Origin of the sequence: Streptomyces flavotricini, from assembly GCF_020639365.1 — a bacterium.
Taxonomy (GTDB): domain Bacteria; phylum Actinomycetota; class Actinomycetes; order Streptomycetales; family Streptomycetaceae; genus Streptomyces; species Streptomyces flavotricini.
The window spans coordinates 3,719,818-3,745,099 of sequence record NZ_JAINUL010000001.1; the positions used below are offsets into that span (position 1 = coordinate 3,719,818).

The 25,282-nt window shown below is 72.8% G+C and carries 26 protein-coding genes and 2 pseudogenes; 13 read left to right on the forward strand and 15 right to left on the reverse strand.

Translation table 11 applies throughout. From position 1 onward, the window contains the following. Nucleotides 1-174: 174 nt before the first annotated feature. Complete coding sequence (locus K7B10_RS16610; protein WP_229336787.1) at nucleotides 175-1,614, reverse strand: NAD(P)H-quinone dehydrogenase; 1,440 nt, start codon at nucleotides 1,612-1,614, stop codon at nucleotides 175-177. 183 nt (nucleotides 1,615-1,797) lie between these two features. Between K7B10_RS16610 and K7B10_RS16615 the strand changes: the two genes are divergently transcribed. The 3 genes from K7B10_RS16615 to K7B10_RS16625 all read left to right on the forward strand — a co-directional run bounded on the left by K7B10_RS16615 (nucleotide 1,798) and on the right by K7B10_RS16625 (nucleotide 4,886). After that, entirely contained in the window at nucleotides 1,798-2,235 is a 438-nt protein-coding gene (locus tag K7B10_RS16615) for a gamma-glutamylcyclotransferase family protein (RefSeq protein WP_030865395.1), read from the forward strand. A 135-nt stretch (nucleotides 2,236-2,370) separates the two neighbouring features. Then, nucleotides 2,371-3,177: a purine-nucleoside phosphorylase gene (locus tag K7B10_RS16620; protein WP_030865390.1), complete on the forward strand. Its 807-nt coding sequence runs from the start codon at nucleotides 2,371-2,373 to the stop codon at nucleotides 3,175-3,177. Between the two features lie 56 nt (nucleotides 3,178-3,233). After that, nucleotides 3,234-4,886, forward strand: a complete 1,653-nt coding sequence (locus K7B10_RS16625) for a phospho-sugar mutase (protein WP_229336788.1) — start codon at nucleotides 3,234-3,236, stop codon at nucleotides 4,884-4,886. 303 nt (nucleotides 4,887-5,189) lie between these two features. Here the strand turns inward: K7B10_RS16625 and K7B10_RS16630 are convergent, their stop codons facing one another. From K7B10_RS16630 to afsQ1, 3 genes are read right to left on the reverse strand one after another with little or no spacing between them, the layout of a single operon-like run. After that, nucleotides 5,190-5,801: a hypothetical protein gene (locus tag K7B10_RS16630; protein ID WP_229336789.1), complete on the reverse strand. Its 612-nt coding sequence runs from the start codon at nucleotides 5,799-5,801 to the stop codon at nucleotides 5,190-5,192. Further along, nucleotides 5,785-7,215, reverse strand: a complete 1,431-nt coding sequence (locus K7B10_RS16635; RefSeq protein WP_229345137.1) for a sensor histidine kinase — start codon at nucleotides 7,213-7,215, stop codon at nucleotides 5,785-5,787. The genes K7B10_RS16630 and K7B10_RS16635 overlap by 17 nt, the downstream gene beginning before the upstream one ends. A 53-nt stretch (nucleotides 7,216-7,268) precedes the next feature. Further along, on the reverse strand, nucleotides 7,269-7,946 hold the full coding sequence (gene afsQ1, locus K7B10_RS16640; protein WP_199813692.1) for a two-component system response regulator AfsQ1: 678 nt from the start codon (nucleotides 7,944-7,946) through the stop codon (nucleotides 7,269-7,271). Nucleotides 7,947-8,146: 200 nt separating this feature from the next. Here afsQ1 and K7B10_RS16645 point away from each other — a divergent pair, with 200 nt between their 5' ends. Continuing rightward, nucleotides 8,147-8,857, forward strand: a complete 711-nt coding sequence (locus K7B10_RS16645; protein ID WP_030865377.1) for a SigE family RNA polymerase sigma factor — start codon at nucleotides 8,147-8,149, stop codon at nucleotides 8,855-8,857. A 151-nt stretch (nucleotides 8,858-9,008) separates the two neighbouring features. Here the strand turns inward: K7B10_RS16645 and K7B10_RS16650 are convergent, their stop codons facing one another. From K7B10_RS16650 to K7B10_RS16660, 3 genes and pseudogenes are all read right to left on the reverse strand, one after another. Beyond that, nucleotides 9,009-9,659, reverse strand: a complete 651-nt coding sequence (locus tag K7B10_RS16650) for a uridine kinase family protein (RefSeq protein WP_229336790.1) — start codon at nucleotides 9,657-9,659, stop codon at nucleotides 9,009-9,011. Nucleotides 9,660-9,694: 35 nt separating this feature from the next. Then, nucleotides 9,695-9,967 (reverse strand): annotated as a pseudogene (locus tag K7B10_RS16655) (zinc ribbon domain-containing protein); the annotation flags it as partial. Between the two features lie 90 nt (nucleotides 9,968-10,057). Then, nucleotides 10,058-10,264, reverse strand: a complete 207-nt coding sequence (locus tag K7B10_RS16660) for a hypothetical protein (protein WP_229336791.1) — start codon at nucleotides 10,262-10,264, stop codon at nucleotides 10,058-10,060. A 235-nt stretch (nucleotides 10,265-10,499) separates the two neighbouring features. Between K7B10_RS16660 and K7B10_RS16665 the strand changes: the two genes are divergently transcribed. Beyond that, nucleotides 10,500-10,850 (forward strand): hypothetical protein, encoded by a 351-nt coding sequence (locus tag K7B10_RS16665; RefSeq protein WP_229336792.1) that lies wholly within the window; start codon nucleotides 10,500-10,502, stop codon nucleotides 10,848-10,850. A gap of 74 nt (nucleotides 10,851-10,924) precedes the next feature. Here the strand turns inward: K7B10_RS16665 and K7B10_RS16670 are convergent, their stop codons facing one another. The 3 genes from K7B10_RS16670 to deoC are packed head-to-tail and all read right to left on the reverse strand — an operon-like array spanning nucleotide 10,925 to nucleotide 14,249. Then, complete coding sequence (locus K7B10_RS16670; RefSeq protein WP_229336793.1) at nucleotides 10,925-11,824, reverse strand: aldehyde dehydrogenase family protein; 900 nt, start codon at nucleotides 11,822-11,824, stop codon at nucleotides 10,925-10,927. Further along, complete coding sequence (locus K7B10_RS16675; protein ID WP_229336794.1) at nucleotides 11,824-13,281, reverse strand: aldehyde dehydrogenase family protein; 1,458 nt, start codon at nucleotides 13,279-13,281, stop codon at nucleotides 11,824-11,826. Before K7B10_RS16675 ends, K7B10_RS16670 begins: the two co-directional genes overlap by 1 nt. Before the next feature lie 5 nt (nucleotides 13,282-13,286). Continuing rightward, the gene (deoC, locus tag K7B10_RS16680) at nucleotides 13,287-14,249 is read right to left on the reverse strand and encodes a deoxyribose-phosphate aldolase (protein WP_229345139.1); all 963 of its coding nucleotides are present in this window, start codon (nucleotides 14,247-14,249) and stop codon (nucleotides 13,287-13,289) included. Between the two features lie 308 nt (nucleotides 14,250-14,557). Here deoC and K7B10_RS16685 point away from each other — a divergent pair, with 308 nt between their 5' ends. The 5 genes and pseudogenes from K7B10_RS16685 to K7B10_RS16705 all read left to right on the forward strand — a co-directional run bounded on the left by K7B10_RS16685 (nucleotide 14,558) and on the right by K7B10_RS16705 (nucleotide 17,400). Beyond that, the gene (locus tag K7B10_RS16685) at nucleotides 14,558-15,508 is read left to right on the forward strand and encodes a hypothetical protein (RefSeq protein ID WP_229336795.1); all 951 of its coding nucleotides are present in this window, start codon (nucleotides 14,558-14,560) and stop codon (nucleotides 15,506-15,508) included. Between the two features lie 32 nt (nucleotides 15,509-15,540). Further along, nucleotides 15,541-15,738 (forward strand): annotated as a pseudogene (locus K7B10_RS16690) (class F sortase); the annotation flags it as partial. A gap of 25 nt (nucleotides 15,739-15,763) precedes the next feature. Continuing rightward, nucleotides 15,764-16,420: a PH domain-containing protein gene (locus tag K7B10_RS16695; protein ID WP_229336796.1), complete on the forward strand. Its 657-nt coding sequence runs from the start codon at nucleotides 15,764-15,766 to the stop codon at nucleotides 16,418-16,420. 153 nt (nucleotides 16,421-16,573) lie between these two features. Then, nucleotides 16,574-17,155, forward strand: coding sequence for a VanZ family protein (locus tag K7B10_RS16700; protein ID WP_229336797.1), 582 nt, complete (start codon nucleotides 16,574-16,576; stop codon nucleotides 17,153-17,155). Between the two features lie 44 nt (nucleotides 17,156-17,199). Further along, entirely contained in the window at nucleotides 17,200-17,400 is a 201-nt protein-coding gene (locus K7B10_RS16705) for a PspC domain-containing protein (RefSeq protein ID WP_030865353.1), read from the forward strand. Between the two features lie 77 nt (nucleotides 17,401-17,477). Here K7B10_RS16705 and K7B10_RS16710 read toward each other — a convergent pair whose 3' ends face one another. From K7B10_RS16710 to K7B10_RS16720, 3 genes are all read right to left on the reverse strand, one after another. Continuing rightward, nucleotides 17,478-18,254, reverse strand: coding sequence for a hypothetical protein (locus K7B10_RS16710; protein ID WP_229336798.1), 777 nt, complete (start codon nucleotides 18,252-18,254; stop codon nucleotides 17,478-17,480). Nucleotides 18,255-18,407: 153 nt separating this feature from the next. Further along, entirely contained in the window at nucleotides 18,408-18,686 is a 279-nt protein-coding gene (locus K7B10_RS16715) for a hypothetical protein (protein WP_030865344.1), read from the reverse strand. A 140-nt stretch (nucleotides 18,687-18,826) separates the two neighbouring features. Further along, nucleotides 18,827-19,975 (reverse strand): adenosine deaminase, encoded by a 1,149-nt coding sequence (locus tag K7B10_RS16720; RefSeq protein WP_229336799.1) that lies wholly within the window; start codon nucleotides 19,973-19,975, stop codon nucleotides 18,827-18,829. Between the two features lie 113 nt (nucleotides 19,976-20,088). Between K7B10_RS16720 and K7B10_RS16725 the strand changes: the two genes are divergently transcribed. Both K7B10_RS16725 and K7B10_RS16730 read left to right on the forward strand, forming a co-directional pair. Then, complete coding sequence (locus K7B10_RS16725) at nucleotides 20,089-20,820, forward strand: alpha/beta hydrolase (RefSeq protein ID WP_229336800.1); 732 nt, start codon at nucleotides 20,089-20,091, stop codon at nucleotides 20,818-20,820. Nucleotides 20,821-20,925: 105 nt separating this feature from the next. After that, nucleotides 20,926-21,294 carry a cupin domain-containing protein gene (locus tag K7B10_RS16730; RefSeq protein WP_229336801.1) on the forward strand — a complete coding sequence of 123 codons (369 nt, stop codon included), beginning with the start codon at nucleotides 20,926-20,928 and terminating at the stop codon, nucleotides 21,292-21,294. A 13-nt stretch (nucleotides 21,295-21,307) separates the two neighbouring features. On the opposite strand, the gene K7B10_RS16735 is transcribed toward K7B10_RS16730, so the two are convergent. Continuing rightward, the gene (locus K7B10_RS16735) at nucleotides 21,308-22,768 is read right to left on the reverse strand and encodes a CehA/McbA family metallohydrolase (RefSeq protein WP_229336802.1); all 1,461 of its coding nucleotides are present in this window, start codon (nucleotides 22,766-22,768) and stop codon (nucleotides 21,308-21,310) included. 415 nt (nucleotides 22,769-23,183) lie between these two features. On the opposite strand from K7B10_RS16735, the gene K7B10_RS16740 reads away from it, so the two are divergent. Beyond that, on the forward strand, nucleotides 23,184-24,230 hold the full coding sequence (locus K7B10_RS16740) for a helix-turn-helix transcriptional regulator (protein ID WP_229336803.1): 1,047 nt from the start codon (nucleotides 23,184-23,186) through the stop codon (nucleotides 24,228-24,230). On the opposite strand, the gene K7B10_RS16745 is transcribed toward K7B10_RS16740, so the two are convergent. Next, on the reverse strand, nucleotides 24,167-25,255 hold the full coding sequence (locus tag K7B10_RS16745; RefSeq protein WP_229345141.1) for a hypothetical protein: 1,089 nt from the start codon (nucleotides 25,253-25,255) through the stop codon (nucleotides 24,167-24,169). The genes K7B10_RS16740 and K7B10_RS16745 overlap by 64 nt on opposite strands. Between the last annotated feature and the right edge of the window lie 27 nt (nucleotides 25,256-25,282).

The following is a 25,282-nucleotide window of genomic DNA, read 5'->3' on the forward strand; positions in this document are numbered from 1 at the left end:
GAAACTGACAGTAACCCCAACGACCGTCTCGTTTCAGCTCCTTGCGCCGGAATACCGAAGTTGTCCATAAAACAGGGCGACTAGTGGTATACGCGGCGGGTCGGTTGAGTGAACGTCACGCCACCCTCCGGGATGCCGCCCCAAGTCGCGTCTGACGTGGGGCGGTTGCCTTCCTCAGGCCTCGCCGGCGGCCTTGCGCGTGTGCAGCTGGCGCGCCACCTCGGCGATCGAACCCGACAGCGAGGGGTACACCGTGAACGCGTTTGCGATCTGCTCGACGGTCAGGTTGTTGTCGACCGCGATCGAGATGGGGTGGATCAGCTCGCTCGCCCGCGGGGAGACGACCACGCCGCCGACCACGATTCCGGTGCCCGGCCGGCAGAACAGCTTCACGAAACCGTCCCGGATGCCCTGCATCTTGGCGCGCGGGTTGCGCAGCAGCGGCAGTTTCACGACACGGGCGTCGATCTTGCCGGAGTCCACATCCGCCTGGGTGTAACCGACAGTGGCGATCTCCGGGTCGGTGAACACGTTCGACGAGACCGTCTTGAGGTTCAGCGGGGCGACCGCGTCGCCCAGGAAGTGGTACATCGCGATGCGGCCCTGCATGGCGGCGACGGAGGCCAGCGCGAAGATCCCGGTCACGTCGCCGGCCGCGTAGACGCCGGGCGCGGACGTACGGGAGACCTTGTCGGTCCAGATGTGCCCGGAGTCCTTGAGCCGGACCCCGGACTCCTCCAGGTTCATGTTCTTGGTGTTCGGGATCGCGCCGACCGCCATGAGGCAGTGCGTGCCGGTGATGACGCGGCCGTCGGAGAGGGTGACCTCGACGCGGTCGCCGACGCGCTTGGCGGACTCGGCGCGCGAGCGGCCGATGACGTTCATGCCACGGCGGCGGAAGACGTCCTCCAGGACGGCGGCCGCGTCCGGGTCCTCGCCGGGCAGCACGCGGTCGCGGGAGGAGACCAGCGTCACCCGGGAGCCGAGGGCCTGGTAGGCGCCGGCGAACTCGGCGCCGGTGACGCCGGAGCCGACCACGATGAGCTCCTCGGGGAGCTCGTCGAGGTCGTAGACCTGGGTCCAGTTCAGGATCCGCTCGCCGTCGGGCATGGCGTCCGGGATCTCGCGGGGGTGACCGCCGGTCGCGATCAGCACGGCGTCGGCCGTCAGGATCGTCTCGGTGCCGTCGGCGGCGGTGACGATGACGTCGCGCGTGCCGTCGATCCCCTGCGGGCCGCCGAGCTTGCCGCGGCCCCGTACGACGCGGGCGCCGGCCCGGGTGACGGAGGCGGTGATGTCGTGCGACTGGGCGAGCGCGAGGCGCTTGACGCGCCGGTTCACCTTGCCGAGGTCGACGCCGACGACGCGCGCGGCCTGCTCGATGTGCGGGGTGTCGTCGGCGACGACGATGCCGAGCTCCTCGTACGACGAGTCGAAGGTCGTCATGACCTCGGCGGTCGCGATGAGGGTCTTGGAGGGCACGCAGTCGGTGAGGACGGACGCGCCACCGAGGCCGTCGCAGTCGACGACGGTCACCTCCGCGCCGAGCTGGGCCCCCACGAGGGCCGCCTCATACCCGCCGGGTCCGCCGCCGATGATCACGATCCGGGTCACGAAAACTCCGCCTCACGTCTACCCGGCCGGCTGCCGCCCCGGCCGGGGCTTCCGGGTCTCCCCGGGGGATGCATTCCGTGCCCCATTGTCCCGCACGCTTCAAGGTGCTTCTCCCCCGGTCCGGCCATCCGTGAGGACGGCCGGGCACGCGGCCCGCCCCGCCCCTCCCGTACCCTCGACCTCATGTCGCTCTACGCCGCGTACGCCGGCAACCTCGACCCGCGGCTGATGACGCGCCGCGCTCCGCATTCGCCGCTGCGCGGCACGGGCTGGATCAACGACTGGCGGCTGACCTTCGGCGGTGAGCAGATGGGGTGGGAGGGCGCCCTGGCCACGATCGTCGAGGCCCCGCGCCACCAGGTGTTCGTCGCCCTCTACGACATCGCGCCGCTGGACGAGGACTCCATGGACCGGTGGGAGGGCGTCGGGCTCGACATCTACCGCCGGATGCGGATCCGCGTCCACACGCTGGACGGCGAGGAGCCGGCGTGGTGCTACGTGCTGAACGGGTACGAGGGCGGCCTGCCCTCGGCGCGCTACCTCGGCGAGATCGCCGACGCGGCCGAATCGGCGGGGGCCCCGCACGACTACGTGATGGAACTGCGCAAGCGCCCCTGCTAGCCCGGGCCCCTGCCGGGAGGAACCGCCCGGGGCGACCCGCCGGGGGCATTTCGGCGGAAACGACAAGGCAACGATCCGAACACCGTGAGCTGCGCCATCTACGCGCGTAGGCAATGCTCGGCTACGCTCGTCTGCGTGAACGCATCTGTTACCGACCCCTTCGCCGACGCCACCGCCGCAGCCGCCCGCCTGCGTGAGCTGACCGGCGCCGAATCCCACGATGTCGCCCTCGTCATGGGCTCCGGCTGGGCCCCCGCCGCAGAGGCGCTGGGCGCGCCCGAGGCCGAGTTCCCCGTCACCGAGCTGCCGGGCTTCCCGCCCGCCGCCGTCGAGGGCCACGGCGGCAAGATCCGCTCGTACAAGATCGGCGACAAGCGCGCCCTGGTCTTCCTCGGCCGGACCCACTACTACGAGGGCCGCGGCGTCGCCGCCGTCGCCCACGGTGTGCGCACCGCCGTCGCCGCCGGCTGCAAGACCGTCGTGCTGACCAACGGCTGCGGCGGCCTGCGCGAGGGCATGAAGCCCGGCCAGCCCGTCCTGATCAGCGACCACCTCAACCTGACGGCCACCTCGCCCATCGTCGGCGCGAACTTCGTGGACCTGACCGACCTGTACTCGCCGCGCCTGCGCGCGATGTGCAAGGAGATCGACGAGACCCTCGAAGAGGGCGTCTACGTCCAGTTCCCCGGCCCGCACTACGAGACCCCGGCCGAGATCAACATGATCCGCGTCATGGGCGCCGACCTGGTCGGCATGTCCACCGTGCTGGAGGCCATCGCCGCCCGTGAGGCCGGCGCCGAGGTGCTCGGCATCTCGCTGGTCACCAACCTGGCGGCGGGCATCTCAGGCGAGCCGCTCAACCACGAAGAGGTGCTCCAGGCCGGCCGTGACTCGGCCTCGCGCATGGGCAAGCTGCTGACCCAGGTCCTCGCCCGCATCTGAGGCACGGGCACCGGCACCGTACGAGAAGAAGCCGTACGAGAGACAAGGCGGAAGCAGTGGCAGTACAGGAACAGGACGACCTGATCACCCGGGCCCGGGCCTGGCTGGCGGAGGACCCGGACCCGGAGACGGCGGCGGAGCTCGCCAAGATCATCGAGGTCGGCGACGTCGCCGAGCTCGCGGACCGGTTCTCCGGCACCCTGCAGTTCGGCACGGCCGGACTGCGCGGTGAGATCGGCGCGGGCCCGATGCGGATGAACCGCTCCGTGGTCATCCGGGCCGCGGCGGGCCTCGCGGCCCACCTCGTGGCCCAGGGCCACGCCGGCGGCCTGGTCGTCGTCGGCTACGACGCGCGGTACAAGTCCGCGGACTTCGCCCGCGACACCGCCGCCGTGATGACCGGCGCGGGCCTGCGCGCGGCCGTCCTGCCCCGCCCGCTGCCGACGCCCGTCCTCGCGTACGCCATACGGCACCTGGGTGCCGTCGCCGGCGTCGAGGTGACCGCGAGCCACAACCCGCCCCGGGACAACGGCTACAAGGTCTACCTCGGCGACGGCTCGCAGATCGTGTCCCCCGCGGACGTCGAGATCGCGGCCGAGATCGACCGCGTGGACACCCTCGCCTCGGTCCCCCGTCCGGAGTCCGGCTGGGAGGACCTCGGCGAAGAGGTCCTGGAGGCCTACCTGGCCCGTACGGACGCCGTCCTGACCCCCGGCTCCCCCCGGGGCGTGCGGACCGTCTACACGGCCATGCACGGCGTCGGCAAGGACGTCGTCCTGGCGGCCTTCGCCCGGGCCGGCTTCCCCGAGCCGGTGCTGGTCGCCGAGCAGGCGGAGCCGGACCCGGCCTTCCCGACGGTCGCCTTCCCGAACCCGGAGGAGCCGGGCGCGATGGACCTGGCCTTCGCGACGGCCGCCCGGGTGAACCCGGACATCGTCATCGCGAACGACCCGGACGCCGACCGCTGCGCGGTGGCCGTCCCCACCGCGGACGGCTGGCGGATGCTCCGCGGCGACGAGGTCGGCGCGCTGCTCGCGGCCCACCTGGTCCACAAGGGCGCGACCGGCGTCTTCGCCGAGTCCATCGTGTCCTCGTCCCTCCTGGGGCGGATCGCGGAGGCGGCGGGCGTCGGCTACGAGGAGACCCTCACGGGCTTCAAGTGGATCGCCCGCGTCGAGGGCCTGCGGTACGGCTACGAGGAGGCGCTCGGCTACTGCGTGGACCCCGAGGGCGTCCGCGACAAGGACGGCATCACGGCCGCCCTGCTGGTGGCGGAGCTGGCCTCGGAGCTCAAGGAACAGGGCCGTACGCTGACCGACCTGCTGGACGACCTGGCGATCGAGCACGGCCTGCACCACACCGACCAGCTGTCGGTCCGCGTGGAGGACCTGTCGGTCATCGCCGACGCGATGGCCGCGCTGCGGGCGGAGCCGCCGGTGTCGCTGGCGGGCCTGCGGGTCTCCTCCGCGGAGGACCTGACCCGGGGCACGGCGACGCTCCCTCCGACGGACGGCCTGCGCTACCACCTGGAGGGCGACTACAAGGCCCGGGTGATCGTGCGCCCGTCCGGCACGGAGCCCAAGCTGAAGTGCTACCTGGAGGTCGTGGTCCCGGTGGCGGACGCCCCGGACCTCGCCCCGGCCCGCGTCCGCGGCCAGGAGATCCTGGACGCGATCAAGAAGGACCTCTCGGCGGCCGCCGGCATCTGATCCGCCGCGCGCACTCGCGCCCCTGCACCGGATTCCGTCCATCGGGTGCAGTTCCAAGGGCTCCGGCCCTTGCCCGGCCCCCCGAGCCCCGGCTCGGGGGGCCGTCGGCGTCGTCGGGGCGGTACTCCCGCGGGCCCGTCCCGAACCGGGGTTCGGGGGGCGGAGCCGGGGCTCGGGGACGGCGGTCAGGGGCCGCGGCCCCCGGCCCGCACCCGCCGGTCGGAGGCCGGCGCAGCGGCGCGAAGCCGGTGAGGCCCGCGAGGGCCGAGCCGTGCGAGCCGAGCGTCAGGAAGGCGCGGTGCGTCAGGAAGGCGTCGGGGTCGGGCGGACCAGTTCGCCCAGGGTCGGCACCGACTCGGGGCGGGAGCGGACGGCCTCCGTGCACTCCCAGGCCCGCGGCGGGTCCGCGTCCGGGCCGCCCAGGACCACCGGGCCCGGGCCCGCCGAGACGGCCTCGCTGGCCGCCAGCGTGCACACCACCTGCGACAGCGCCACCGGCGGCAGGTCCTCCGGCTTGCGGCTGATGCGTATCGTCCCCGCCGGGTCGCCCGTCCGCGCCGGCGCGACCGTCAGCCCGCCCGGAACCCCGGTCGTGAACCCCGCGTCCCGCTCCTCCGCCGACGGATCCCGCTCCAGCGCCTCCAGCAGCGCCTCGGCGACCAGCACCACGGGGTCCCGCACCGGCTTCTTCTCCGGTACCGGCACCACCCGCTCCACGCCCACCAGCTGCGATCCGCAGACCAGCTCCACCGTGGCCCGGAAGCCCTGCACCCCGGTCTGCGGCTGCGGCGTGTCGCACGACACCCGCGAGGGCGCCGCGCCGACGTCCACCGGCACCGTCGTCGCCCTGATCCCGCACCCGGACACGAGTCCCGCCACGGCCAACAGCACTGCCGCCCTACGCGTCCGCGTCACCGGCGATCACCTTCCCCACGTCCACCGGCAGCCGCAGCGTGAACAGCGCACCGCCCTGCGGCCCGTTGGCCGCCGTGATGTCACCGCCGTGGATGTGCGCGTTCTCCACTGCGATCGACAGGCCGAGCCCGCTGCCGTCCGATTTCGGCCGCGAGGCGCTGGCCTTGTAGAACCGGTCGAAGACGTGCGGCAGCACCTCCTCCGGGATGCCCGGCCCGTTGTCCTGGACCGCGATCGCCAGCCACTCGCCCTCGACGACCACCGACACCCGCACCGGCGAGCCGCCGTGCTTGAGCGCGTTGCCGATCAGGTTGGCGAGGATGACGTCGAGGCGGCGCGGGTCGAGCCGCGCCACGATGCCCCGCTCCGCGTCCAGTTCGACCGCGTCGAGCCAGGCCCGCGCGTCGATGCAGGCCGTGACCTGGTCGGCGACGTCCACGTCGTCCAGGACCAGGCGGGCCGTCCCCGCGTCGAAGCGGGTGACCTCCATCAGGTTCTCCACCAGGATGTTCAGCCGCCGGGTCTCGCTGACCACCAGCCCCACCGCCGGTGCGATCATCGGATCGAGGTCTTCGACCTCCTCCTCCAGCACCTCGGCGACCGCAGTCAGCGCCGTCAGCGGAGTGCGCAGTTCGTGCGACATGTCCGCGACGAAGCGCCGGCTGGCCTCCTCCCGCGCGCTCATGTCGGCGACCTTCTTCTCCAGCGCCTCCGCCGTCTTGTTGAAGGTGTGGGAGAGATCGGCGAGTTCGTCCGTCCCCGACACGTCGAGCCGGTGGTCCAGCTCGCCCTCGCCGAGCCGCCGCGCCGCGTCCCCCAGCCGCTGTACGGGCTTGAGCACGGTCCGGGCGGCCGCCTGGGCCAGCAGCGCGGACCCGAGCAGCGCGAGGCCCGTCGCGATGGTCAGCGACCAGCCGAGCGCGTTCAGGTCGTCCCGCTCCTGCGCCAGGGACTTGTACATGTAGCCGGTCGGGCCGCCGCCCACGATCCGGGTCCCGCCGACCAGGTACGGATTGCCGCGCGGCTTCGTCCGCTGCCAGTACACGTGGTACTCGGCGTCGTTCGCGGCCGTGGCCTTCTGCCGGTCGTTCACCGCGCGCTGCAGCGAGCCCGGTACGTCGTCCAGCCCGAAGGAGTCGGGGCCGGCCGCGCCGAACACCTTGCGGCCGTCCTTGCGCTCGTCGACCAGCAGCACGCTGTAGCCGGGGCTGCTGCCCGCCATCAGCTCGGCGGTGCGCTGCATCTCCTCGGGCGTCGGGTCGGCGGGCAGCGCCGCGGCCCGGTTCTGCATCTCCTGGCGGAAGTCGCCGAGGGCCGCGTCCTGGGTACGGGTGAGCACGGCCTCGCGGTTGAGCCAGTACGCGATCCCGGAGGCGGAGACCGCGGCCACCAGCGCGACCAGGGAGAAGACCATCAGGAGCCGCAGCCGCAGGCTGGTCCAGCGCCGGCCCGCGAACAGGGCTTTGATCACTGTGGCGAGTCCAGCCGGTAGCCGACACCACGGACGGTCCGGATGAGGGTGGGCGAGGACGGCACTTCCTCGACCTTGGCGCGCAGCCGCTGCACGCAGGCGTCCACGAGCCGCGAGTCGCCGAGGTAGTCGTGCTCCCAGACGAGGCGCAGCAGCTGCTGGCGGGAGAGCGCCTGCCCGGGCCGGCGGCTGAGCTCCAGGAGCAGCCGCAGCTCGGTCGGCGTCAGCTGGAGGTCCTCGCCGTTCTTGGTGACCGTCATCGCGGCCCGGTCGATGACCAGGGAACCGAACATCGCGGAGTCGCTGGCCTCCCGTTCCCCGCGGCGCAGGACGGCCCGGATACGGGCGTCGAGCACCCGGCCCTGGACGGGCTTGACGACGTAGTCGTCGGCCCCCGACTCCAGGCCCACGACGACATCGATGTCGTCGCTCCGGGCGGTCAGCAGGATGATCGGCAGCTGGTCGGTGCGGCGGATCCGCCGGCACACCTCGAAGCCGTCGATCCCGGGCAGCATGACGTCGAGCACGATCAGGTCCGGCCGCTGCTCGCGCAGCAGCTTCAGGCCGTCCTCGCCCGTCGCCGCAGTGGCCACACGGTGGCCCTGGCGAGACAGGGAGAGTTCGAGGGCCGTGCGGATGGCGTCGTCGTCCTCGATCAGCAACAGGAAAGGCACGCGCTCATTCTGTCCCATCGACCGTTCGGAGTTCGACCGTCGGGCGCGGGGGATCGTGCGGGGGCTCGTAGGGGGACCCGCCGGAGTCGCTGTGACAGGCCTGTGACAGTCGGCGGACACCCCGGTTAAGTCGGCCGGGCAGTCTTTTACCAACGAAACCGAGCAGGATCCGAAGCAGACTCCACGACGGGGGGCGCGAGATGAACACGCTGCACAGCACCACCACCAGCGCGATTGTCACGCGGCTGCACGATGTGAACCGCCGGGCAGGTGTCCGTACGGTGACGGTCGCCCGTCCGCGGCCGGCGCACACGGTGGCCATCGACGCGAACACGTACCAGTCGGCATCCGCCGTCCCGGTGCAGCGCACGCCCGAACTCTCCGCCACCTCGGAGGCCGAGTTCACGGCGTACGTCCAGGAGCGGCGGGCCGCCCTCTACGCGACGGCCTTCCACCTGACCGGTGACCGTTACGAAGCCGAGGACCTGCTCCAGAGCGCGTTGTTCTCCACGTACCGCGCCTGGGACCGGATCAGCGACAAGGCCGCGGTCGGCGGGTACCTGCGGCGCACGATGACGAACCTGCACATCAGCGCGTGGCGCCGCCGCAAGCTGAACGAGTACCCGACCGAGGAGCTGCCGGAGACGGCCTCCGACACGGACGCGATGCGGGGCACGGAGCTGCGCGCGGTGCTGTGGCAGGCGCTGGCCCGTATCCCGGAGCCGCAGCGCACGATGCTGGTGCTGCGGTACTACGAGGGCCGTACGGACCCGGAGATCGCGGAGATCCTCGGCATCAGCGTCGGCACGGTGAAGTCGAGCATCTGGCGGTCGCTGCGGCGGCTGCGGGACGACGAGGTGCTGAGCTTCGGCCGCGACGAGGCGGAGTCCTTCGAGGAGCTCGTCGCGTAACACGGCACACCACAGACCATGGGCCAGGGGGCCCGTCCTACGGGGGTGGGGCGGGGGCCTGCGGGGGGAGAAGGCGGGATCAGGCGGACGGGGGTCCGCGTGGTCCCGTCTTCTCGTATGTCCGGGGTGCCGGCGGGGCCGGCCCGTCCCGCTACGCCGGGGCCGGCGTGCGGTGGCGGCCCGCCGCGCAGGCCGCCAGCCGGCCCAGGGCCTCGTCGCGGCCGCAGGCGTGCGCGCCCAGGGCGATGTGGCGGGCCACGATGCCCCGTTCCTCCCTCATCAGGCGCAGGCCGCGACGCAGCAGGAAGAGCACCGACTTGCGGCCCTCCTTCAGGTCACGGGCGAGGCGGCGGCGGAACGTCGTGGAAGGACGTCCGCGCAGACAGATCGCGTCGGCGAGCAGGCCCATCTCCTGGCAGCGCGCCGCCACGTCGGCCGCGAAGATCCCCTCCGCGATGAACAGCGGGGTGCGGGAGATGTCCAGCGTCTCCGTACCCCGGCGGGAGGAGGTGGCGATGTCGTACACCGGGACCTCGGTGCGCCCGGACCGGCACAGGTCGGCCACCGCCGCCACCGCCGCGTCCGCGTCCCACGACAGCGGGGAGTCCCAGTCGATGTCGGAACTGCCCTCGACCAGCGGGAGGGTCGGGTCGTCGCCCTCCTTGTAGAAGTCGTCCAGGCGCAGCACCGGCAGCCCGGAACGGGCGGCCAGCCGGGACTTGCCGGAGCCCGAGGGCCCGGTCAGCAGGACGACACGCGTAGGCAAAGGAGAGGAGGAGCTCACGGGACACCAGTTTGACATCCTCCCCCTCTCAAACACAAAGGGGGATTCCTGACTCACGCTGCCTGACGGACCTGCGGCCCGTCGGGTCTTCCGCGATCGGCGTCAGCCGGGTTGAGACCAGCCCGGACGAGCATCACGCGTGCGGAGTTCTTGTCCCGGGGTGAGACGGCCCCGCACGCGTCGCAGGTGCAGGTGCGTTCCGACAACGGGAGTGCGCGCTTGGCTCTCGCTCCGCAGCGCCCGCAGTCCATGGTGGTGTGCGCGGGGTGCACGAGGCCCAGGTTGCGGCCGTGCTTGCGCACCATGGTGATCAACTCGTGTTCGGTGCCTTGGTGAAGTCCCGGACGGTCTGCTGCTGGGGCACGCTACCCCCGGCACGCAGCCACGCGTGCTCCGCGCGCCAGCCCGTCAGCCCGTCAGCCCGTCAGCGTCCTGTCCGGCGCCGCCGGCCCGCGCTCTTCCCCGGCCGTGCGTGCCGCCCGCGACACGGCCACGCACTGGTTCCACACCCAACGGCAGCGGTCCCACTCGGCCAGCAGGGCCGAACGGGCCGAGGACGACAGGCGGAGCCGAAAGGAGTACCGCGCGTACGCGACGTCCCCGGCTTCCACCGGCGCCGTCACGCCGGAAACGTACCCCCGGGGCCGGCCTCGCCTCCGCGGAACCCCCGAAGGCCTCCCCGAACGGGTGACGAGTGCCGCCTCCGCGGTGGGCTCACCGGAAGCGCGCACCGCAGGTCATCGCGGCGGACAGGCCGTTCCCCCGCTCAGGGGACGCCTCCGGTGGCCGGTTGGTGTCCAGGATCACACCTCAACTACGCTGCGTGCGCACGCGACTACGACCTCAGGTGGGATCCCCATGGCACGTCACGCAGCTCCCAGCAGCTCCACGCTGCGCTCCGCAGGCCTCACGCTCTCGATGGCCGGCGCGGCCCTGGCCATGGCCGCCGGCGGCGCCCAGGCCGGTGAGCTCTCGGTTCCGGCGGCCCTCGCGGGGGTCACCGACCCCGTCGCGAACCTCAAGGTGAACCCGTTGGCCCACACCGGCGTGGACCCGCTCGACAACGGCGTGGCCACGCGGGTCGCCGACTTCCCGGCGGTCGGCACGACCATGGTCACGGGGATCCTGACGCAGGGTCCGTCCGTCGGCGAGCTGCCCGGGGCGGCCGCCTCCTCGCTGCTCGGCCCGCTGCTGCCGAAGCAGCCGTAGGCGCCGGTTCAGGGCGCGAAGAGGCCCCGGCAGCGCGGGGGTCGCTGCCGGGGCCGGTTCCGGAGGGGGATCCCTCAGTACGAGGATCCGCCCGAGCCCAGCGAACCCGTCGGGTGCCAGACCGTCTTCGTCTCCAGGAACGCCGTCATGCGCGACGTGCCCGGGTCGGCGCTCCAGTCGTCCACAGGCTGTGGACGCAGGACGCGCTTGAGGTTGTCGGCCGCCGCGATCTCCAGCTCCTTGGCCAGCGCCGCGTCGGCGCCCGCCAGGTCGATCGCGTTGACGTCCTGGTGGGACGCCAGGTGCGGGCCCATCTCCGCGGCCTTGCCGGACAGGATGTTGACGACGCCGCCCGGCAGGTCGGAGGTGGCCAGCACCTCGCCGAGGGAGAGGGCGGGGAGCGGGGACTTCTCCGAGGTGATCACGACCGCCGTGTTGCCCGTCGCGATGACGGGGGCGATCACCGAGATCAGGCCCAGGAAGGAGGAGTCCTGCGGGGCGACGACGGTGACGACGCCCGTCGGCTCCGGGGTGGAGAGGTTGAAGAACGGGCCCGCGACCGGGTTGGCCCCGCCCACGATCTGGCCGATCTTGTCGGTCCAGCCCGCGTACCAGACCCAGCGGTCGATGGCCGCGTCGACGACCGCGGCCGCCTTCGACTTCGACAGGCCCTCGGCCTCGCCGACCTCGCGGACGAACTGCTCCCGGCGGCCCTCCAGCATCTCGGCGATGCGGTAGAGGATCTGCCCGCGGTTGTACGCGGTCGCACCCGACCAGCCGCCGAAGGCCTTGCGGGCCGCGACGACCGCGTCACGCGCGTCCTTGCGGGAGGACAGGGGGGCGTTGGCCAGCCACTTGCCCTTGGAGTCCGTCACCTCGTACACCCGGCCGCTCTCGGAGCGGGGGAACTTGCCCCCGACGTACAGCTTGTAGGTCTTGAAGACGTTCAGACGCGTCGACTCGACGGTTGCCATTAGCGCTCACCCTTCGGGTTCGACGGGGCGAGGTAGCCCTCCAGGCCGTGGCGACCGCCCTCGCGGCCGAAGCCCGACTCCTTGTAGCCGCCGAAGGGCGAGGTCGGGTCGAACTTGTTGAACGTGTTGGCCCAGACGACGCCGGCGCGGAGCTTGTTCGCGACCGCGAGGATGCGCGAGCCCTTCTCCGTCCAGATGCCGGCGGACAGGCCGTACTGGCTGTTGTTGGCCTTCGCGACGGCCTCGTCGGGGGTACGGAAGGTCAGCACGGACAGGACCGGGCCGAAGATCTCGTCGCGGGCGACGGTGTGCGCCTGGGTGACGTTCGTGAAGAGCGTCGGGGCGAACCAGTAGCCGGAGGACGGCAGCTCGCACGCCGGGGACCAGCGCTCGGCACCCTCGGCCTCGCCGGTCTCCGCGAGCGCGGTGATCCGGGCCAGCTGCTCGGCGGAGTTGATCGCGCCGATGTCGGTGTTCTTGTCGAGCGGGTCGCCCAGGCGCAGCGTGGAGAGGCGGCGCTTGAGGGAGTCCAGCAGCTCGTCGTGGATCGACTCCTGGACCAGCAGGCGCGAGCCCGCGCAGCAGACCTGGCCCTGGTTGAAGAAGATCCCGTTGACGATGCCCTCGACGGCCTGGTCGATGGGGGCGTCGTCGAAGACGATGTTGGCGCCCTTGCCGCCGAGCTCCAGGGTGACCTTCTTGTCCGTACCGGCGATCTGGCGGGCGATGGCCTTGCCGACCGCGGTCGAGCCGGTGAAGGCGACCTTGTTGACGTCCGGGTGCTCGACGAGGGCCGCGCCCGCGTCCCCGTAACCCGTGAGGATGTTGACGACGCCCTTGGGCAGGCCCGCCTGGCGGCAGATGTCCGCGAAGAACAGGGCGGTGAGCGGGGTCGTCTCGGCGGGCTTGAGGACGACGGTGTTGCCGGTGGCGAGCGCCGGGGCGATCTTCCACGCCAGCATCAGCAGCGGGAAGTTCCACGGGATGACCTGGCCGGCCACGCCGAGCGGGCGCGGGTTCGCGCCGTAGCCCGCGTGGTCGAGCTTGTCGGCCCAGCCCGCGTAGTAGAAGAAGTGCGCGGCGACGAGCGGGAGGTCCGCGTCGCGGGTCTCCTTGATCGGCTTGCCGTTGTCCAGGGTCTCCAGGACGGCCAGCTCGCGGCTGCGCTCCTGGATGATCCGGGCGATGCGGAAGAGGTACTTGGCGCGCTCGGAGCCGGGCAGCGCGGACCAGGTCACGAAGGCCTTGCGGGCGGCCTTGACGGCGCGGTCCACGTCGGCGGCGCCGGCCTGGGCGACCTCGGAGAGGACCTCCTCGGACGACGGGGAGACGGTCTTGAAGACCTTGCCGTCGGCGGCGTCGACGAACTCGCCGTCGATGAAGAGCCCGTACGAGGGGGCGATGTCGACGACGGAACGCGACTCGGGGGCCGGTGCGTACTCGAAAAGGGATGCCATGGTGATCAGTCCACCGTCACGTAGTCGGGACCGGAGTAACGGCCGGTGCTCAGCTTCTGGCGCTGCATCAACAGGTCGTTGAGCAGGCTGGAGGCGCCGAAGCGGAACCAGTGGTTGGACAGCCAGTCCTCGCCCACGGTCTCGTTGACCAGGACCAGGAACTTGATGGCGTCCTTGGTGGTCCGGATGCCGCCGGCCGGCTTCACGCCGATCTGGATTCCAGTCTGCTCCTTGAAGTCGCGGACGGCTTCGAGCATCAGCAGCGTGTTGGCGGGGGTGGCGTTGACGCCGACCTTGCCGGTGGAGGTCTTGATGAAGTCGGCGCCCGCGAGCATGCCGATCCAGGAAGCCCGGCGGATGTTGTCGTACGTCGACAGCTCGCCGGTCTCGAAGATGACCTTGAGGCGGGCGGCGGTGCCGTCGGGGCGTACGCACGCCTCCTTGACGGCCTTGATCAGCTCGTACGTCTCCAGGTAGCGGCCGGCGAGGAAGGCGCCACGGTCGATGACCATGTCGATCTCGTCGGCGCCCGCGGCGACGGCGTCGTGGGTGTCCGCGAGCTTGACGGGCAGCGCGGCGCGGCCGGCCGGGAAGGCGGTCGCGACGGAGGCCACCTTGACGTCGGCGCCGTTCAGGGCGGCCTTGGCGGTGGCCACCATGTCGGGGTAGACGCAGACCGCGGCGGTCATGGGAGTCGTGCGGTCGGTCGGGTCGGGGTTGACGGCCTTGGCGGAGAGCGCTCGGACCTTGCCCGGGGTGTCCGCACCCTCAAGCGTGGTCAGGTCGATCATCGAAATGGCCAGGTCAATGGCGTACGCCTTGGCCGTGGTCTTGATCGAACGGGTACCGAGCGCGGCCGCGCGGGCCTCCAGGCCGACGGCGTCTACGCCGGGCAGCCCGTGCAGGAAGCGGCGCAGCGCGCTGTCGGACGTCGTCACGTCAGCGAATGCGGTGAGGGTGGTGGGCATGGTCACCAGATGAGCATATCTACGCGCGTAGCGGCCTGTCACCCCCCGCCGACGCACATATGTGCGGACTCGGGCACATCCGGGCACGGCGCAGGCCGGGACGAAGATCGCGCTGCGGACCGCTGACCTCCACTTTCCCCGTTGCGTGGCGAAGACGGGAACCCCGTGGTCGAGTCGAACAAGAAACGTGAATTTCTCTTCAGCAGCCCGCCAGACCTCCCCGGATGAAAGCCTTCGGCAGGGAACCCGCAGAGAAAGGGGGCATGCGACTCGCCCACCTCCCCGCGACACCGCACCAAGGAGTCGTCATGCGTTCCGCCCTCCGCACCTCGATCGTCACCGCCGCCCTCGCCGGGGCCCTCCTCGCACCGGCCGCGACCGCGATCGCCGCGGCGACCGCTCCGCAGCCGGTGCCGTCGACCCGGGCGCCCGTTCCCTCCGGCGACAACGGGCGCTACGAGGGCCGGCCGGTCCACGTCGGCAACGGGATGGTCGCGGTGCTGCGCAACGGGGCCGAGGGCCCGGAGGCCTGGATCCGCTACGTCGGCGACCAGTGGAAGCCGGGCGACGACTACATGACCCACGTCGTGGGCCTGGTCACCCGCGGGCAGACCACCGCCGAGGCGTACGGGGCCTCCTTCGAGCTCACCAAGGCGCAGACGACGGCCCCGGTGCTCGTCGTCACCACGAAGGGCGTCGCGAAGTCCTACCCGCTGCCCGAGGGCAAGGCCGGCCAGGTCTGCTCGGCCGAGAAGTCGCAGGACATCGGTGCCGGCATGAGCGCCAAGCTGTTCACGTCCCCCGACGGCCCGCGGGCCGAGCTGTGGGTCGCCGGTGAGGACACCGCCTGGCGGCTCCTGGACCGGAGCTACCCGTCGCTGCCCGAGTCGGCCGGCATCACCGCGCGCATCGTGAACCCGAGCGGCGCAGCGCCCGGCTTCGAGTGGAAGACCCAGGGCGGTGGCACCCCGCTCGGCCGGACCGCCTTCCCGGCGCTGCCCAAGGGCTGCGAGCCGAACTACAAGATCACCGAGGATCAGGCCGCCGACAAGCCCGCGCCGAAGCCCGCGCCGACCGTCACGGTGCACGTCCGGCCGGCCGCCGACGTGAAGCCGCAGGGCGGGGCGCAGACCGTGGTCGTGCCCAAGGGCGGCGTGGCCGCCGGGGCCCAGTACGCCGCCGAGGACACCGACGACAGCGTCACCGTCGCCGCCGGCGCGGGTCTCGTCGCGTCCTCGCCGGGCTCGGTGTGGCCCTGACGGCCCGCGGCCGCCGCGCAGCCCGCGACCGCACCGTCGCCCGGGCCGACGGCGCCGCCGCCGTCTTCCGGGTACGGGCGCTGGAACGGGTCGACAAGAAGAGCTTCCCGACCGACAAGGTGTACGGGAACACCGCGCGCCCGGAGCTGCGGCCGATCACCTGCGGCGGCGAGATCACCGACGGCCACCGGCCGGACAGCGTCATCGTGTACGCCGATCTCGTCGGCTGAGATGACGTGAGGCAGAATCGGCCTCATGAGCAGCCAGCAGCCCCCTGAAGAGCCGGCGTACGAAGACCGGGTCTACCGCTCCCCCATGGCCGTCGTGACCGGGGTGCTGCTGCTCGCGCTCATCGCGTGGCTGTGCGGGGACGCCATCGTGCGCGGATCGGGGAACAGCCCGTGGTTCGCCGCGGCGATCGCCCTGCTGGCCGTACCGCTGATCGTGGCGTTCACCATCCGCCCGGCCGTCTTCGCCAATGACGACCGGCTGCGCGTGCGGAACCCCTTCCGGGTCATCGAGCTGCCCTGGGGCGCCGTGGACGCGGTGCGCGCCGGGTACTCGGCGGAGGTGCTGGCCGGGGGGTCGAAGTACCAGCTGTGGTCCGTCCCCGTCTCGCTGCGCGAGCGGAAGAAGGCGAGCCGGCAGCAGACCAAGCAGGAGCTCTCCCGCCGCGGCGGACCCACCGGCAAGGGCGCCCAGGGCTCGCCGGGCAAGTCCGGTCCGGCCGCCTCCGCCGAACCTCAGCGGGCCCAGGCCGACCAGGTCGTGAACGAGCTGCGGGAGCTGGCCGAGCGCGGCGCCTCGCGGGCCGGTGCGCAGGGCAGCGTGCACGTGCGGTGGTCGTACGAGGTCCTCGCCCCCGCCGCCCTCGGCGTGGTGTTCCTGATCGTGCTGCTCGTCATCGGCTGACGCCGCCGATCGGCGGCGGCAGGCGGCGGCAGGCGGCGGGAGGCGGCGGCAGGCGGTCGTCGCGGCCCCGTACCGGCCCCCGTACGGGGGGTGCGAGCCCGCTCACAGGATCCGACCGGAACCGCGGCGGCCGGGACCTGCGTCCTCGCACATGTGCAGCGCAACGAGGTCGGCCGCAGTGCCGCCACCGCCATTCACCTCCGGCTCCGGCTCCTGGGCGGGGGGCTGCTGATCGCCCACCTCCTCCTCGTCGGCTGGCTCACTCTGCGGCCCCTGGACGTGCCCTGGGCGGCCGCCGCCAATCTGAACCCCCTGGAGGGGATCCGGGCGGACCTCTCGTACGGACCGCTCGAGGCGGCCCGGCGGATCGGGGAGGCGCTGGCGCTGCTGGCCCCGCTCGGGGTGCTGCTGCCGCTCGCCAACGGGAACCTGGCGCCTTCGCCGCTGGCCGCGTGGTCCTCGCTGGGCCGGACCGCCGCCGCGGGCGTGCTGGTCTCGCTCCTCATCGAGATGCTGCAGAGCTCCGTGCCCGGGCAGGTGGTCGATGTGGACTCGGTCCTGCTGAACGGGCTGGGCGTCGTCCTCGCACACGTGGCCGTCGTGCCGGCGCTGAGGGCGCGGCTGCGGCGCTCGCGCCGCTCCGAGCAGTCCTCTCAGGGGTCCACCCCGAGAATTCCCAGGGTCGGGCTCGGCCCCTGGACCGACGTTCTGTCGGCGGTGCCGCGGGAGTATTGAGGCATCGCGGGAAACTTCCCGCCGGATGTCACAGAGGAGATCCCATGAGCGCCATTGTCCGCCCCCGTGAAGGCCGCTGGATCGGCGGCGTCTGCGCCGGACTGGCGCGCCGCTTCGGAATATCCGCGAACACGATGCGCGTCATTTTCGTCGTCTCGTGCCTGCTGCCCGGCCCGCAGTTCCTGATCTACCTGGCGCTGTGGCTGCTCCTGCCGAATGAGAAGTCCGCCTCGAACGCCTGGTAAAGCGGCAGAGGCGGCCGTCCCGGGGGGCGGAGCCGGGCCCGGACCGGGCCGGCGGGGCCGGGTCACGAGGCCGGGCATCAGCCCGCGGCGCGGACCTTCTCCAGCTGCTTGTCGGCCACCTCTTGCGGGACCTGCGCCTTCTGCTGTGCCCCGGCGACATTGAGGGCCATCAGCCGTACGACGGTGTCGCCCCGGCGGACGACGACCACGTGGACCTGGGCCGAGACGCCCTGGGCGGCCGCGGTGGTGGTCCAGCTGACGGTCTCGTCGCCGGCCGTCTTGTACTCGCTCGCCCGCACGTCGCGGTAGCTGCCGCTCTGCTTGTCGACGGTGGCGGTGAAGCCCGTACCGCAGGCGCCGACGGCGCCCTTGAGGCGGGCGATGAGCGCCTTGGCGTCGCTCTCGGCGTAGGAGCTGACGGAGGCGGAGACGGCGAGTCCGACCTGCTTCTGGGAGCCGATGCCGCGGTTGACGGTCTCGCGGGCGGCCGGGTCCGGCTTGTCGCCCATGATGTCGGCCAGGGGCTGGCAGGCCTTGCGGTCGGCCTGCGGCTGACCGTCGGGGGCGTTCGGGTTCTTGCCCTGCGCGGAGACCTGGTAGCCGGGCAGATCGCCCTGTTCGAGCGCGGAGCGCTCCAGCTTGCTCGCCCCGGCCTTGGGCGCGGGGGCGCCGCTCGGGGCGGAGCCCGGGGACGCGGCGGCGGAGGCCGCGGGGGCGGAGCCCTTGGGGTCGGGCGTCTTGCCCGCCGCGGGGGCGGCGTCCTTGTTGCTGCTGCAGCCCACGGCCCCCAGGAGGAGGGCGGGGAGCAGGGCGGCGGTGGCCGCTCCGACCGTGACTCGTGCCTTCAAGCGCATGACCGATGACCTCATACCCAGTGCGTCGGCGGGCAGTTGGTGGTGATCGTGGCACACGCCACGACGTGGCACACACCCGATCGAACCGGCGTGCGCCACGTGCGTGCGCGTACGAAAATCCGCGGACGGATCCGCGGACCGATCAGACGGGGATCAGCTTCCGCCGAGCGCGCCGATGGGCAGGCCGCCGAGGGTCGGGCCGACCGCGTCGGTGAGCTGGTTGAGGGGGGCGGCCGGGTCGCTCTGCTGCTGACCACCCTCGGGGCTCACCTGCTGCTGGCTCGTGAGTCCCTGAGCGGCGCCGGTCACGGTGCCCAGCGCGTCGGAGAGCCCGATCGCCGGCACGGCGGCCGAGGCGGAGCCCGCGGCGGCGGCGACGAAGGCGGCGCCGAGGGCGGCGGCACCGAGGGTCTTGGCAGCTGACTTCTTCATGAAGATTTAGTCCTTGCGACGGGGAATTGAGCGGCTCCGCAAACTAGTCACTTCAAACCCCCGCCCGCAAACATACGTAAATACGAGAAAGCGCCCGGGAATTGCTCCTCCCGGGCGCTTTCCGTCTGTTACGCCATGGCCTAGGCCAGGATGGAACCGCTGGTCGAAGCAGTCTGCTGGAACAGCCATTCCGACTTCAGCTCGGCATAACCGGGCTTGATGACCTCATTGATCATGGCCAGTCGTTCATCGAAAGGAATGAACGCGGACTTCATCGCATTGACGGTGAACCACTGCATGTCGTCGAGCGTGTAGCCGAAGGTGTCGACCAGGTGCTCGAACTCGCGGCTCATGCTGGTGCCGCTCATCAGGCGGTTGTCGGTGTTGACCGTCAGCCTGAAGTGCAGCTTTCGCAGCAGGCCGATCGGGTGCTCGGCGTACGAGGCGGCCGCGGCGGTCTGCAGGTTCGAGGTGGGGCACATCTCCAGGGGGATGCGCTTGTCCCGGACGTACGAGGCCAGCCGGCCCAGCTTCACGGAGCCGTCGGCGGCGACCTCGATGTCGTCGATGATCTTCACGCCGTGACCGAGGCGGTCGGCGCCGCACCACTGCAGGGCCTGCCAGATCGACGGCAGGCCGAAGGCCTCGCCCGCGTGGATGGTGAAGTGGTTGTTCTCGCGCTTGAGGTACTCGAACGCGTCCAGGTGGCGGGTGGGAGGGAACCCGGCCTCGGCGCCGGCGATGTCGAAGCCGACCACGCCGTTGTCGCGGTAGCGGTTGGCCAGCTCGGCGATCTCCAGCGCGCGGGCGGCGTGGCGCATCGCGGTGAGCAGGGCTCCCACGCGGATGCGGTGGCCGGCCGCCTTCGCGCGGCGCTCGCCCTCGCGGAAGCCGTCGTTCACGGCCTCGACGACCTCTTCGAGGGTCAGGCCTGCTTCCAGGTGCTGCTCGGGCGCGTAGCGGATCTCGGCGTACACGACGCCGTCCTCGGCCAGGTCCTCGGCGCACTCGGCGGCGACGCGGAACAGGGCCGCCTTCGTCTGCATGACGGCGCACGTGTGCGCGAACGTCTCCAGGTAGCGCGGCAGGGAGCCGGAGTCGGCGGCTTCGCGGAACCAGATGCCGAGCTTGTCGGCGTCGGTCTCGGGAAGGTTCTCGTAGCCGGCCTCCCGGGCCAGCTCGATGATGGTCCCGGGGCGCAGACCACCGTCGAGGTGGTCGTGGAGCAGCACCTTCGGGGAGCGGCGGATCTGATCCGGGGTCGGCAGGTTGGGGGTCTCGCTCGTCATCCGGGCACTCTACTCCTACGCGCGTAGAGCAACGCGTCGGCGACAGGGGTCGATACGTAACAGAGACCGTACGGACGGGTCGCGTACACCTGTCAGTCTGAGACTGTTCCGCCATGGCACAGCATGCGCCGCCGGCGCGCGGGGCCCGCCTGGGGCGGGCGGCCGGCGCGAACGGGTCGGTCTCAGAAGGCAACACGGTCAACGGAGTCGTCCTCTTACTCCCCGGCGCGTCCAGATTCTCCACCGGTCCGGTGCGTCCGCTCGCGCGGGCACTGGTCCGGGCGGGCGGGCCGGACGGGCTGGTCACGCACACCGTGCTGCACGGCAAGGGGGGCTGCCGCGAGGACGACGCCCGGTGGGCGGCGGACGAGGTGGTGCGCAGGTACGGGGACGTGCCGGTGTGCCTCGCCGGGTACGACGCGGGCGGCCGGGCGGCGCTGCGGGCGGCGGGCCACGAAGCCGTCAACGCGGTGCTGGCGCTTGCCCCTTCTTTGGGGGAGGTCCTCTCGCCGGACTCCCCGGAACCGGTGAAACAGCTGTCGGGGCGCCAGGTGCTGATCGTGCACGGGACGAACGACGCGCACAGTGACCCGGAGGCATCGTTTCGGCTGGCGGCGCAGGCGAAGAAGGCGAACCGTTCCACCTGCCGGTTCGAGGTGCACTCCGACGGCCATGGGCTGCGCGAGCACCGGGCCGAAGTCGTGGCGCTGTCCGTGGATTTCGTCCTGGGGGCGGTGTTCTCCGGGCGGTTCTCGCGGCCGGTGACGGACGCGCTGGCGGCGCCGCCGCCGCTGGGGCTGCGGATGCCGCTCGCGACGGGCTTCGGGCGTTCGCTGCGGGGCTGATCGGGCGGAGCCGAGGACGGTCCGGCTGCCCGGCAGGCCGCCGGGCAGACCGGGCGTAGAGTGAGGAGTGGACTCGGGGCGCTTGTCTGCGGGAGGCGATGCGGTATGGCCGCGATCGTACGCAAGAGCTTCGACCAGGCCGACGAGACACGTCCCTTCGCGGACGGCAAGGGCAGGCTCGACCTCATCCAGACCGACGGCGGCGCCGTGGGCCGCGCGGTCTTCGAGCCGGGCTGGCGCTGGTCGGAGCACATCAAGCCGCTGGCGGGCACGGACAGCTGCCAGGCCGCGCACACGGGCTACATGGTGAGCGGCCGGATGAAGGTCGTCATGGACGACGGGACCAGCGAGGAGTACGGGCCCGGCGACTTCATGCAGATCGAGCCCGGGCACGACGCCTGGGTCGTCGGCGACGAGCAGTGCGTGGCGCTCGACTGGACCGGCTTCGGCCAGTACGCGAAGCCGGCCTCCTGACCCCTCGCCGCTCTCAGCCCGCCGCGGGCAGCCACACCGGATTCGTGAACGCCGCCAGGGCGCCCGGCAGCGGCGGGTGCGCGGCGGGGTGGCGGACTTCGGCCCGTACGTAGGCCGAGCGGGCCGGGCTGGTGTGCCATTCCAGCGCGGCGTCCGACGAGGTCAGGGCCAGGCCCTGGTCGGTGACCAGCCGCAGTTCGCAGCCCGGGGCGCCCGTGGCCGTGAGCCGCACGGTGACGTCCGCGTCCGGGGCCACCCGCAGGCGCTCCCCGATCCCGGCGTGCTCCCCGCGCGGGCCCACCGCCTCGAAGGCGACCGATACCTGCGCGGACTCGGCCCCGTAGGAGCGCCCGGCCCGCAGCCCCGCGAGGATCGCCTCCCGGGTCAGGTCCTCGGCGAGGACCACGGTCTGCGGGCCGCCGACGCGGTCCGGATCGCGGTGGTGGTCGCTGTTCGCCACGGCCGGCAGCCACCGCTCGTCGTCGGCGCCGCGCAGGGTGGCGTCCCAGGAGGCCAGGGAGACCTCGTCGTCCGGGGTCCAGGGGCCGTTCCACACCTCCACGGCGTCGGCGTCGGCGAAGCCGAACTTCCAGGCGCAGCCGATGCAGGTGGCGTGCGGGTGGGCCGGTACGACCAGGCCGCCGGCGCCCCGGATCGCACGGGCGAACCGGCCGAAGCGGTTCTCGCGGGCGCGGTGGCGCCAGTCGACGAAGGTGCCGGGGTCGGTGCCGACGGCCAGGACGTGGCCGGTGCGGGTGGTGACCTCCTCGCCGGTCATGATCAGCAGGTCGGGTGAGGGCGCGTCGGCCCAGGCGGCGTGCGCGCTGTGGGTGTTGTGATCCGAGGAGTTGATGAAGTCCAGGCCGGCCGCGCGGGCCAGGGAGGCTATCTCGACCGGGGTGCGGCGCCCGTCGGAGTGCACCGAGTGGACGTGGCAGTCGCCGCGGTACCAGGCCCGGCCGCGGCCCCGGGCGCGCCCGGGCGGGTAGACCGGGCGGGGCGTGCGGCCGGGCCCGCCGAAGGTGAAGCGCGCGGTGATCTCGTACGGGAGTCCCTGGGGGGCGACGGTGTAGGGGCCGAGCAGGACGTGCCAGCGGCCGGCGCCGATCGGGCCCGGCAGGTAGCCGGGGGTGGCGGCGTCGGCGCGGAGGAAGAACTCGCTGCGGGCACCGCCGGACCAGCCGCGGAAGCCGCGGCCGCCGAGGGCCGTGCCGCGCTCGTCGAAGATCCCGATGTCGAGGGCGTTCCCGGGGGTGCCGGGCGGTACGGGCGGCTTGCCGTACGTGTACGCCACTCTCAACTCGCTCACGCCGCGCGGTACGTCGAGGGGTATCTCCACGAAGTCCGGGGCACCGGGGGGAAGCGTGCCGGTCAGGATCCGGGTGTCCGCCGAGGGCGCGGACAGGTGCGGTGCGGTGACTGCGGCGGCGCCGGACACACCGGTCGCCAGAACTTCACGCCTCGTGAGGGCCATGCCTCCAGGGTGGCGGCGGTACGTGAATACCGTGTGAATCGGGGGTGAGGGCCCCCGGTCGGCCGACCGGGGGCCGATCAGGCGGCCGTGGTCGCGCCGGTCCGCCGGCTCCCGCCGCTCCGCCCCCTCACGGTCGGAGAGCGCCGGCGGACCCGGCGCGACCACCACGGTGCGCGCGCCTGCCCGTCGGGCGGCGGCCACCACGGCGGGGCACGGGCTCGGCAGGACCGCCGTGGGCCCCCGCCCGGTCCTCCGTACCCGCTCCCGCTCCCCCGTCACCGCGTTTCCCCCTTCACCCGGTGTGACCACTGTGCCGGTTCGGCACATGTGCTCGTCCCCCGATCGGGCGTCGTCTTGCCGCCTTGCGGGAACACGAGGGGTTTATAAACATCCACAAGCCGGGACGAATACGCACATGCCAGCCGACGAAGCCGACCCGCCGTCCGGAGGCGACCTGAGCCGCGCCGCCCGGCGGCTGTACGCGTACGCCGTCGAGCGGCACTCGTTCGCCGAGTCGGAGGCGACCGCGGACCTCGGGGCGCGGGCGGCCGCGGCGATCACCGAGCTGGCGGCCGCGCACCTGCTGCAGCGGGCCCCCGGGGGCGGCCCGGACCGGTGGAGCGCGGTCGCGCCGCGGGCGGCGGCGGCCCGGGCGCTGGCCCCGCTGGCCCTGCTCGTACGGGAGACCCACGACGAGATGGACCGGCTGCGCGGGCGGCTGGAGGCGCTGGTCCCGGCGTACGAGGCGGGGGCGGCGCACCTCGAACGGAACGGGTCGGGGCGGGCCGAACTGGAGCTGGTCACCGACCTGGGGGCGGTACGCGGGCTGATCGCGGAGCTGGTCGCGGGGTGCGGGCAGGAGCTGCTGACCTCGCAGCCGGGCGGGGGCCGGCCGGTGGAGACGCTGGAGGAGGCGATCGGGCGGGACGAGTCGCTGCTGGCGCGCGGGGTGCGGATGCGCACGATCTACCAGCACACGGCGCGCTACTCGCGGCCCACGGCGGCGTACGTGGAGCGGGTGACGGCGCTGGGCGCGCAGGTGCGGACGCTGGGCGACGGGCTGATGAGGATGCTGGTCTTCGACGGGCGGACGGGGCTGATGTCGGTGCCGGACCGCGCCGGGGCGGCCCTGGTCGTGCGGGAGCCGGCGGTGGTGCACTTCATGGCGGCGGCGTTCGAGCGGTCGTGGGTGGCGGCGGAGCCGTTCCCGACGACGGTGGGCCCTGAGGCGGCGCGCTCGCTCTCGGACGAGCTGCGGCAGATGATCGTACGGCTGCTCGCGGAGGGCCTGGAGGACAAGGTGATCGCCCGCCGGCTCGGCATGTCGGAGCGCACCTGCCAGCGCCACATCGCGGAGATCATGCGGGCGGCCGGCGCCAAGTCCCGCTTCCAGGCGGGCTACTTGCTCGCCCAGACGGCGGCTCCCGTCCCCGTGCCGGCCGAGCCGGGCGGGACGGGCTGAGCGGCCTCGGCCGGGTGGGGCCGTACGGCGGTCAGCCGGGCGAGGGTGTCCGCGAAGGCACGGCGGTGGATCTCCAGGCGCCACCTCGGCCGGGGCGGCACGGGGTAGTCGTCGCGCAGGACTCCCGCCGGCAGGGTGCCGGTCGCCGGAATGGGCGAGGTCTCGCCGGGGTGGGCGAGGTACGCCCAGACCCCGGTGTCCAGCGGTACGACGTCCGGCGCGCCGGACGGGGGCCGCCACGGTTCCCCGGTCAGCGGGTGGCGCGGGACGAGGAGGATGTCGGGGGCGGGCCGGGGCACGGGAACCCCCGGCCCGGCGAGGCGCAGGGTCCGGGCCGGGATTCCGGCGGGAACCCCGGCGGGGGCCCCGGCGGGGAGGACCGAGGCGACGGCCCCCGACAACAACTGCGCGACGGGACCGGCGGGGAGGGCCACGGGCCGGCGCCCGCAGGCCACCACCAGATGGGCCAACGCCACCCCGACCGCCGCCTCCCAGCGGGGGCTCCACCACCCGTCCTCTTCCAGGGGCGGGACCCGCCGCGGGTCGCGCACCAGGTCGTCCCAGTCGGGCGGCGCGGCGGCGGGCAGCCCGGAGGGGCGCCGGTGCACCGCGTCGGGCTCCAGCCACACCGCCTGCCAGAACCCGCAGTCGTCGATCCGGGTCGCCACGGCGCGCCCGCAGCCCTCGCAGGCCAGGTTGGGGCCTTCGCGGCCGTCCACGCCGCAGCAGTAGCCCGCGCACCTCTCGAGGATCAAGGCCATGCCCCGGGAGTCGCCCGGCGCGATGACGATCCGGTCGCGCGCCGCGAAGGGGACCGGGTGCGCCGGCTGACCGGCGGCGGTCTCCCCCGACCCGTGCGACGACCGCCAGGGCGCTCCGGAGGGTTCGGGGTCCACGGCGTACGTCGCCGGTTCCATGAGCGGGGGATGCAGCTTCTCCCACGCCCCGTAACGGGTGTGGACGGGAAGGGCGACCCGGGAGACCGGCGCCGTCAGCTCCGCACCGCACCCGGCGCACACGAACACGTCCAAACAAGCTCTCCCTCGCCACCG

Excerpts from the sequence above, each read along its gene's own strand:
- K7B10_RS16615 (WP_030865395.1), top strand. The coding sequence starts at position 1,798 with ATGTCGCTCTACGCCGCGTACGCCGGCAACCTCGACCCGCGGCTGATG.
- K7B10_RS16635 (WP_229345137.1), bottom strand. The coding sequence starts at position 7,215 with ATGGTCTTCTCCCTGGTCGCGCTGGTGGCCGCGGTCTCCGCCTCCGGG.
- K7B10_RS16645 (WP_030865377.1), top strand. The coding sequence starts at position 8,147 with ATGAACACGCTGCACAGCACCACCACCAGCGCGATTGTCACGCGGCTG.
- K7B10_RS16650 (WP_229336790.1), bottom strand. The coding sequence starts at position 9,659 with ATGTCAAACTGGTGTCCCGTGAGCTCCTCCTCTCCTTTGCCTACGCGT.
- K7B10_RS16665 (WP_229336792.1), top strand. The coding sequence starts at position 10,500 with ATGGCACGTCACGCAGCTCCCAGCAGCTCCACGCTGCGCTCCGCAGGC.
- K7B10_RS16670 (WP_229336793.1), bottom strand. The coding sequence starts at position 11,824 with ATGGCAACCGTCGAGTCGACGCGTCTGAACGTCTTCAAGACCTACAAG.
- K7B10_RS16675 (WP_229336794.1), bottom strand. The coding sequence starts at position 13,281 with ATGGCATCCCTTTTCGAGTACGCACCGGCCCCCGAGTCGCGTTCCGTC.
- deoC (WP_229345139.1), bottom strand. The coding sequence starts at position 14,249 with ATGCCCACCACCCTCACCGCATTCGCTGACGTGACGACGTCCGACAGC.
- K7B10_RS16685 (WP_229336795.1), top strand. The coding sequence starts at position 14,558 with ATGCGTTCCGCCCTCCGCACCTCGATCGTCACCGCCGCCCTCGCCGGG.
- K7B10_RS16695 (WP_229336796.1), top strand. The coding sequence starts at position 15,764 with ATGAGCAGCCAGCAGCCCCCTGAAGAGCCGGCGTACGAAGACCGGGTC.
- K7B10_RS16705 (WP_030865353.1), top strand. The coding sequence starts at position 17,200 with ATGAGCGCCATTGTCCGCCCCCGTGAAGGCCGCTGGATCGGCGGCGTC.
- K7B10_RS16710 (WP_229336798.1), bottom strand. The coding sequence starts at position 18,254 with ATGCGCTTGAAGGCACGAGTCACGGTCGGAGCGGCCACCGCCGCCCTG.
- K7B10_RS16715 (WP_030865344.1), bottom strand. The coding sequence starts at position 18,686 with ATGAAGAAGTCAGCTGCCAAGACCCTCGGTGCCGCCGCCCTCGGCGCC.
- K7B10_RS16720 (WP_229336799.1), bottom strand. The coding sequence starts at position 19,975 with ATGACGAGCGAGACCCCCAACCTGCCGACCCCGGATCAGATCCGCCGC.
- K7B10_RS16725 (WP_229336800.1), top strand. The coding sequence starts at position 20,089 with ATGGCACAGCATGCGCCGCCGGCGCGCGGGGCCCGCCTGGGGCGGGCG.
- K7B10_RS16730 (WP_229336801.1), top strand. The coding sequence starts at position 20,926 with ATGGCCGCGATCGTACGCAAGAGCTTCGACCAGGCCGACGAGACACGT.
- K7B10_RS16735 (WP_229336802.1), bottom strand. The coding sequence starts at position 22,768 with ATGGCCCTCACGAGGCGTGAAGTTCTGGCGACCGGTGTGTCCGGCGCC.
- K7B10_RS16740 (WP_229336803.1), top strand. The coding sequence starts at position 23,184 with ATGCCAGCCGACGAAGCCGACCCGCCGTCCGGAGGCGACCTGAGCCGC.